Genomic DNA, 7,332 nt, shown 5'->3' with positions numbered 1-7,332 from the left:
CTGCTCAGGTTTTTGAGCGTGCCGTCCCAAGTCCCGTTCTGCAGCCATTTGGACACTTTGCCTGGGCCTGCGTTGTACGCTGCGACCGCCGCGACCGAATTGCCCTTGAACTGCTGATGAAGGGAGTGTATGTACCAAGAGCCTGCCCGGATGCTGAGCTTCGTATCGGAAGTCACACCCTCCGCGGTCAAAGCCTCGAGCTTGGCCGTCTCGATGATCCACTGGGCCGTGTCGGGCATGAGCTGCATCACCCCCGCGGCTCCCTTCTTTGAAACCTTGCCGGTATGGAAATTCGATTCCACGCGGATGATGGCCGCGATGAGATACGGATCGACTTCATAATCGGAAGCTCCAGCCTGGATCTCGTCGACGAAAGAGATCGGATACATCATCCGGCCCATCCAGTCGGACTTGAGGAAAAGCAGGAGGACGAATCCCGCCAGCACGACGAGCAGCACCCTTTTCTTGGCCAGCCATCTCATGCCGGTGGAAGCTCCGTCATCCAGCGCACAATCTGGGCGCGGGTATCCTCCAGGCTGCCGCTGTTGTCGACGACCCAGTCTGCCCGCCGCTTTTTCTCGTCCAGACTCATTTGCAGGCCGATTCGCCGCTCCGCTTCCGCTTCGTCCATGCCGTTTCGCTCCATGAGACGCATGACCTGCAGCCCATGCGGCACATGGACGACCAGGACGCCGTCGTAAGCCTTGTCCTGTCCCGTTTCATACAAGAGCGGGATATCCGCCACAATGAGCCTTCCGGGCGATTCCGCCTCGGCGCGGTCCATTTCATCCTTCATATATCCACGTATCGCCGGGTGCAGGATCGACTCGAGCTGCCTCAGCTTGTCCGGATCTCCGAATACGACCCGCCCCAAGGCGGCCCGATCGAGCATGCCGTCCGGGAGCAGCAGGCTGCGGCCGAAAGCCGCAACGATGCCGTCCAATGCCGGCGTTCCGGGCAGAACAACCTTCCGGGCCGCCTCGTCGGCATCCGATACGAAGGCTCCCGCTTCGCGCAGAAAGCGGGATACGGTGCTTTTGCCGCTGGCGATCCCGCCTGTAAGTCCTATTCTCAAGAGATTCGAACCTCCTTTTTTGCAGCCATATTACCTCTTGTAAAGCCCAATATCCCTCCGCCGCGGGAGGGATAGGGAGATGTTACCATAGTTTGCCGAATCCGATCAAAAGCAGCAGGACGCCGGGCAGAAAGCTCAGCGCCTTCATCCGGTTGACGCCGGAGAACCGGAAGCCGAAGCGCAGTCCTCCTACCAGGAAAAGGCCGCTCGCCAGCATGATGCAGCATGCCGTCACCCAAGGCACGAGGCCGACCATGGCGGCGCCGAGACCGGCGCCGAACGCATCCAGCGACAACGCGGACCCGAGCAGAAGAGCTTCGCCCGGGCTTATGCTCCCGGAGCTGTCTATATCGGCGGCTTGAGGCGTCTTCAGAATCTGAATGACGAGGCCAAGCTTTTTGATTTCGAACGTAAGCACCGCAGCCGGCGGCAAGGGAGCCTCGTTCGAGCCGCCCTCCGGCATCGCTGCCGGATTGGGATGGTCGCGGGCCGAGCCCGCATCCGGCTTGGCATCGTCCTCCTTGCCGCGCCGAAGCTGCTGCACAAGCGTATAAGATCCGATCAGCATCAGGATGGCGGCCCCGATCAGCTTCGCTCCTTCGGGGGATACGAATCCGGAGAGCCAAGCCCCGACCTTCATGGCGAGCAGGATGACGATGCCCGAACAGCCCGTAATGATCAGCACAGACAGCATCGGGATGCGGATACGCCTCAGCCCGTACGTGACTCCTACACCGAATCCGTCCACGCTGACGGCAAATGACAAGAGCAACAGCGGCAGTATGTGGGCGAACACGTTCCAGCCCTACCTCCCTGCATTTGACTTAGGATCATCATATGCAAGGAATGGGCGTCTGTTCCTGTCTCTTCATCCAACACCGGCCGACGCCGGCTTCGACGCTGCCCGGGCAGCCGTCAGCCGCTCTTGCGGACGCGCGACTTCGGCAGCGGCTGGCAAGCCGCGCAAGTATGCGTGCCGCGTCCGCCGACGACGCTCTTCTCGATCGGCCTGCCGCAGTTGCGGCAAGGCTCGTTCTTGCGGCCGTACACAAGCAGCTCATGCTGGAACTTGCCGGGATCTCCCTGGCCGTTGACATAGGACTTGATGGAGGAGCCTCCCGCATCGACGGCCCTCTGCAGCGTATCGCGGATCGCCGCGTGAAGCAGCTTCCACTGGGCCGGCTTCAGCCGGTCCGCCGTCAGCTCGGGGTGGATGCCGGCCTGGAACAGCGCCTCATCCACATAAATATTGCCAAGCCCCACGATATATTCTTGATTCAGCAGCAGCGGCTTGATGCGCGTCGTCCGCTTGGCGAGCCTGTCCACCAGCGACTCGTACGTAAACTCCTCGCTCAGCGGCTCCAGCCCAAGCTTCAGCAGCGGCGGCATCGTGAATTCCTCGCCCGGCTTGAACAGATGCATCGTTCCGAACTGGCGGACGTCCTTGTACCGCAGCTCGGTTCCGTCCGTGAAGCGGAAGCGCACATGCGTATGCTTCGCCACTTCGTCCTCGGCGTCATGCAGGCCGTACTTGCCCTCCATGCGCAGATGGGAAACGAGCACAAGCCCGTCCAGAACAAAACGGATGAACTTGCCCCGGCGTTCCACATTCAGAATTGTATGTCCCTCAAGGGCGGCCTCGAAGTCTTCGGGCTCCTTGGGGCGCTGTATGATGCGCGGCAGACTGACGACGACCTTCTCGATCGTCTTGCCTCCCGCGAGAATATTGAGCGTTCGGGTTACCGTTTCTACCTCCGGCAATTCCGGCATGATGTCATCACCTCTTCGGCTTCTATTATACCGGAACCATCCTGGCGGCGCATTGCGCAGATTCTGACTGCACGGAGGCTACTTCGCCTCGTACCAGTTGGCTCCGAAGCTGACTTCGGCCTTCAGCGGCACATTCAGCTCCAAGGCGCTCTCCATCACTTCCGGAACGAGCTTTTTCATCGTCTCCAGCTCCTCCGGCGGCACTTCGAACACCAATTCATCGTGCACCTGCAGAAGCATGCGGCTCTTCAGGCCGTCGGTCCGGAGCCGCTCCTGCATTTTCACCATCGCCAGCTTGATGATGTCGGCCGCCGTTCCCTGGATCGGCGTGTTCATCGCGGTCCGCTCGGCGAACGAGCGAAGGTTGAAGTTCGACGCCTTGATCTCCGGCAAATAGCGGCGGCGCTCCAGCAGCGTCTTCACATAACCGTCCTTGCGCGCCTCCAGGACGATATCGTCCATGTATTTGCGCACGCCCTTGAACGCCTCGAAGTACTGCTCGATGAACCGCGACGCTTCCTTGCGGGTGATGTTCAGGTTCTGGGACAAGCCGAAGTCGCTGATTCCGTACACGATGCCGAAGTTGACCGCCTTCGCCGAGCGCCGCATGTTGGAATCCACCTCGGACTCCTGCACGCCGAATACGTCCATGGCCGTCTTCGTATGGATGTCCATGTCATGCGTAAACGCCTCGGTCAGCCCTTCGTCGCCTGATATATGGGCCAGCACTCGAAGCTCGATCTGCGAGTAGTCGGCCGCCAGAATGCTCCAGCCCGGCTCGGAAGGCACGAACGCCTTGCGGATCTTGCGTCCCTCCTCCAGGCGGATCGGGATATTCTGCAGATTCGGGAACTGGCTGCTCAGCCGGCCCGTAGCCGCGATCGTCTGCCGGTAGTACGTATGGATCCTGCCGCTGTCCTCGCGGATTTCCTTGAGCAGGCCCTCCACGTAGGTGGACTGCAGCTTGTGGAGCTGGCGGAAATGCAGGATGAGCGGAATGATTTCATGGTAGGGCTCCAGCTTCTCCAGCACATCGGCGTCTGTGGAATAGCCGGTCTTGGTCTTCTTCATGACGGGAAGTCCCAGACGGTCGAACAGAATCTCCCCAAGCTGCTTCGGAGAGTTGATGTTGAATTCCGTGCCCGCCAGGCGGTAAATCTCGGCCATGTCGGCGGTGATGCCCTTCTCGAGCTCCCGGCCCAGCTCGCGGATCGCGCCGGCATCCGCGCAGATGCCGAGCTTCTCCATGTCCGCCAGCACGCCGGACAGCGGCTGCTCCAGCTCGAAGTAGAGACGGTTCATGCCGCTCTGCTCCAGCTTCTCGCGCTGCAGCGGCGCAAGCGAGCGCACGGCTTCGGCCTTCGCTGCCAGGTGGGCGTACAGCGTCTCCTTGTCCGGCACCTTGAACTTGGCGCCTTTGCCGTAGACCGACTCGTCCGAAGGGACGGATGGAAGGCCGCTGCGGGCGGCGATGCCGGTGACACTCTGGTCGGTATCCGTCGGGTCGAGCAGGTAGGCGGCCAGCACGATGTCGAAGCCGGCTCCCTGCAGATGGACGCCGATCCGGTTCAGGACGAGCTCCGCACGATGCAGATCGCAGCCGGTCTTGGGCCGGGACGGATCGGCCAGCCAGCTTTTGAACCCGTCCGCGTCCGCGCTCGAGAGCCATTCCGCATCCATGACGAACACCTGGTCCTCCACGGCATAAGCCGCTCCGAGAATATCGGCATGATGGGGGTTGTCCCCGTGCGATTCCAGGAAAAAGCCTCCGGATTCATCCAGCGCGGCTTCCAGCGCCGACCTGGCTTCCGTATCCCCGATCTCGACCGGAACGACGGCCAGTTCCCGGCTCGGAGCCGCATCCGCCGCTCCCCCTCCGGCCGACAGGTCGAGCCTCTCCATCAGCGAGCGGAATTCCAGCCGGCCGAACACATCGGCCAGTACGGAAGGCTCGAAGCCGCTATAAGAAAACTCCGCCGTTCCTTCCTCGAGAGGAACCTCCCGGAAGATCGTCGCCAGCTGCTTGCTCATGAGCGCGGCTTCCCGATTCTCTTCCACCCGCTCCTTGAGCTTGCCCTTCAGCTCGCCGGAATGCTCCAGCACGCCTTCGACGGTGCCGTATTCATGCAGAAGCTTGAGCGCGGTCTTCTCCCCGACTCCCGGAATGCCCGGAATGTTGTCGGACGTATCGCCCATCAAGCCCTTGAGGTCGATGATCTGGCTCGGTACGAGGCCGTAGCGCTCCTTGACGGCGGCGGGATCGTAGAGCTCCGTCTCGCTGACGCCCTTGCGCGTCACGGCGATCGTCACCTGCTCGGAGGCCAGCTGGAGCATGTCCTTGTCTCCGGACACGACGATTGTCTTGACCCCCTTCTCGTCCGCCAGACGGGTCATCGTCCCGATGATGTCATCCGCTTCGTATCCGCTCAGCTCGAACTGCTTGATGCCGAACGCGGCCACGACCTCCTTGATCAGCGGGAACTGCTCCGACAGCTCAGATGGCGTCTTCTGGCGGGTTCCCTTGTACTCCGCGAAGCTCTCGGTGCGGAACGTCACCTTGCCGGCGTCGAAGGCGACGAGCACATGCGTCGGCTTCTCCTCCTCAAGAACCTTGAGCAGCATCGTCGTGAAGCCGTATACGGCGTTCGTATGTAATCCCGCTGCGTTCGTCAGCGGCGGCATGGCGTAGAAAGCCCGGTTGGCAATACTGTTGCCGTCGATCAATATCCACTTGTCCATTGGGCACCTCGTCCTGTTCATGGTTGCTTCCATCATACCATAAACGGCACTCCGATTCCCGGACGGGACTCTCCCGATTCGATCGGCTCGAACTTTTCGGAATCGGATTTCTATTCCTCGCTCTATGAAGCCTGAACAGCATCCAGCCTCTATCCGTCTCGGTTCAAAACCGTCAAAAGCGAGCGCCAAACCCATCCAGGACGATAAAAAACAGCCCCGGGCTCGTCGATCCCGGGGCTGTTTGATTGTTCGGAAGCTTTCGCTCCTTATTTGGCTACCGTCTTGTTGTAGATGCCGATCTTCTCGGTAATCTGCTTCGCCGCATCGTCAAGCGCGGCCTTGACGTCCTTCTTGCCCGTGAACGCTTCCTCGATCGCGCCTTCCACCGTCTGGCGCGCTTCCGGGAAGACGCCCATGACGGCGCCTTGGCTGGCCGTGCCCGCCTTGGAGGCATGCAGCTGGTCTACAGCCGTCTGGAACTGCGGATACTTCGCCAGATTGTCCTTGACGATCTGCTCGTCGTACGCTTTCGTCGTAATCGGGAAGTAGCCGGTGTTGATGTGCCACTCTGCTTGTACAGCCGGCTCGGCCAAATACTTGATGAACTCCCAGGCAGCCTTCTGCTCCTCGGCCGGCTTGTTGTTCAGAACCCACAGGCTTGCGCCGCCGACGACAACGCCGCCTTCGGTGGATGCATCCGGCTTCGGCAGGAAGGCCGTGCCGACTTCGAATTTACCTGCGGCGCCGTCGACGATGCCGCGCAGCGAAGCCGTCGAATCCAGCGTCATGCCGATCTGGCCGGCCAGGAACGCTTTTTTCGTGTCGTCCGTCTTGCGTCCGAGATTCAGCGCGGACTTGTTGTCCACCATGCCCTTCCACCAGGTCAGCGTCTTGACGGCCGCTTCCTGGTTTACGAGCGATTCGGTAGCGGCGCTGTCGCGGCCGTTGCCGTTGTTGACGAGGTCCTTGCCTTGGTTTGCCAGCAGCTGCTCTACGAACCAGCCGTAGATGGCGAAGGAAGCTCCCGTCACGCCGCCGCCGGTCAGCTTCTTGGCCGCGTCGGCTACCTCCTGGTAAGTTGCAGGCGGCTTGTTCGGATCAAGTCCCGCTTTTGTGAACAGATCCTTGTTATAGTAAAGAATCGGGTTGGACGTATTGAATGGCATCGAGTACTGCTTGCCGTCGAACGTGTAATAGCTCCGGATATTCGGCTCCAGGGAGGACACGTCGTAGTTTTCCTCGTCGATGAACTGCTGCACCGGCGTCACGGCGCCGGAATCGATCATGAATCTCGACCCGATCTCATACACCTGGATCAAGGACGGCCCGGACTTCGAATCCATCGAAGCCTTCAGCTTGTTCAGGCTCTCGTCATAGGTTCCTTGGAAGACGCCCTCCACCTTCACATCGGGATGCGAGGCGTTGAAATCGCTGACCAGCTTGTCCGCAGCCTTGCCGAGCTCGCCGCTCATGGAATGCCACCAGACAACCTTGACCGGCTCCTTGGCAGGCTCCGTGGAAGCTCCGCCCGCATTCGCGGCGGCGTCCGTATTGGAAGCCGCGGCGGTTGGCGCCGGATCGGCGCTAGTTCCGCCGTTGCTCGGATTCGATGCGCAGGCAGACAGAGGCAGCACGAGCATAGCCGCCACAGGCAGCGCCATTTTCCAATTGCGTTTGACCATGGTTGGATTTCTCTCCCTTTGAATCAATATTTGTATATATGGCAAGTCCCGAAGGACGAATACCCG

6 protein-coding genes are annotated in these 7,332 nt (G+C 60.7%); all 6 read right to left on the bottom strand.

Annotated elements, in window-relative coordinates; genetic code table 11:
* On the bottom strand, positions 1 to 482 hold a 482-nt coding region (locus VE23_RS00215; RefSeq protein WP_232316739.1), incomplete at its 3' end, for a lytic transglycosylase domain-containing protein.
* Complete coding sequence (gene coaE, locus VE23_RS00210) at positions 479 to 1,075, bottom strand: dephospho-CoA kinase (RefSeq protein WP_049867030.1); 597 nt, start codon at positions 1,073 to 1,075, stop codon at positions 479 to 481. The genes VE23_RS00215 and coaE, both read right to left, overlap by 4 nt.
* 82 nt (positions 1,076 to 1,157) lie before the next feature.
* Positions 1,158 to 1,871 (bottom strand): MntP/YtaF family protein, encoded by a 714-nt coding sequence (locus VE23_RS00205; protein ID WP_232316737.1) that lies wholly within the window; start codon positions 1,869 to 1,871, stop codon positions 1,158 to 1,160.
* 119 nt (positions 1,872 to 1,990) lie between these two features.
* Complete coding sequence (gene mutM / locus VE23_RS00200) at positions 1,991 to 2,845, bottom strand: DNA-formamidopyrimidine glycosylase (RefSeq protein ID WP_048745436.1); 855 nt, start codon at positions 2,843 to 2,845, stop codon at positions 1,991 to 1,993.
* Positions 2,846 to 2,923: 78 nt separating this feature from the next.
* Complete coding sequence (polA, locus tag VE23_RS00195; protein ID WP_048745435.1) at positions 2,924 to 5,584, bottom strand: DNA polymerase I; 2,661 nt, start codon at positions 5,582 to 5,584, stop codon at positions 2,924 to 2,926.
* Between the two features lie 266 nt (positions 5,585 to 5,850).
* Complete coding sequence (locus VE23_RS00190) at positions 5,851 to 7,266, bottom strand: ABC transporter substrate-binding protein (RefSeq protein WP_048745434.1); 1,416 nt, start codon at positions 7,264 to 7,266, stop codon at positions 5,851 to 5,853.
* Positions 7,267 to 7,332 lie beyond the last annotated feature (66 nt).

Origin of the sequence: Paenibacillus sp. D9, assembly GCF_001188365.1 — a bacterium.
GTDB lineage: Bacteria > Bacillota > Bacilli > Paenibacillales > Paenibacillaceae > Paenibacillus_O > Paenibacillus_O humicus.
The sequence above is the reverse complement of the archived record's forward strand: the minus strand, read 5'-3'. Positions and strand labels throughout refer to the sequence as shown.

Excerpts from the sequence above, each read along its gene's own strand:
- mutM (WP_048745436.1), bottom strand. The coding sequence starts at position 2,845 with ATGCCGGAATTGCCGGAGGTAGAAACGGTAACCCGAACGCTCAATATT.
- polA (WP_048745435.1), bottom strand. The coding sequence starts at position 5,584 with ATGGACAAGTGGATATTGATCGACGGCAACAGTATTGCCAACCGGGCT.
- VE23_RS00190 (WP_048745434.1), bottom strand. The coding sequence starts at position 7,266 with ATGGTCAAACGCAATTGGAAAATGGCGCTGCCTGTGGCGGCTATGCTC.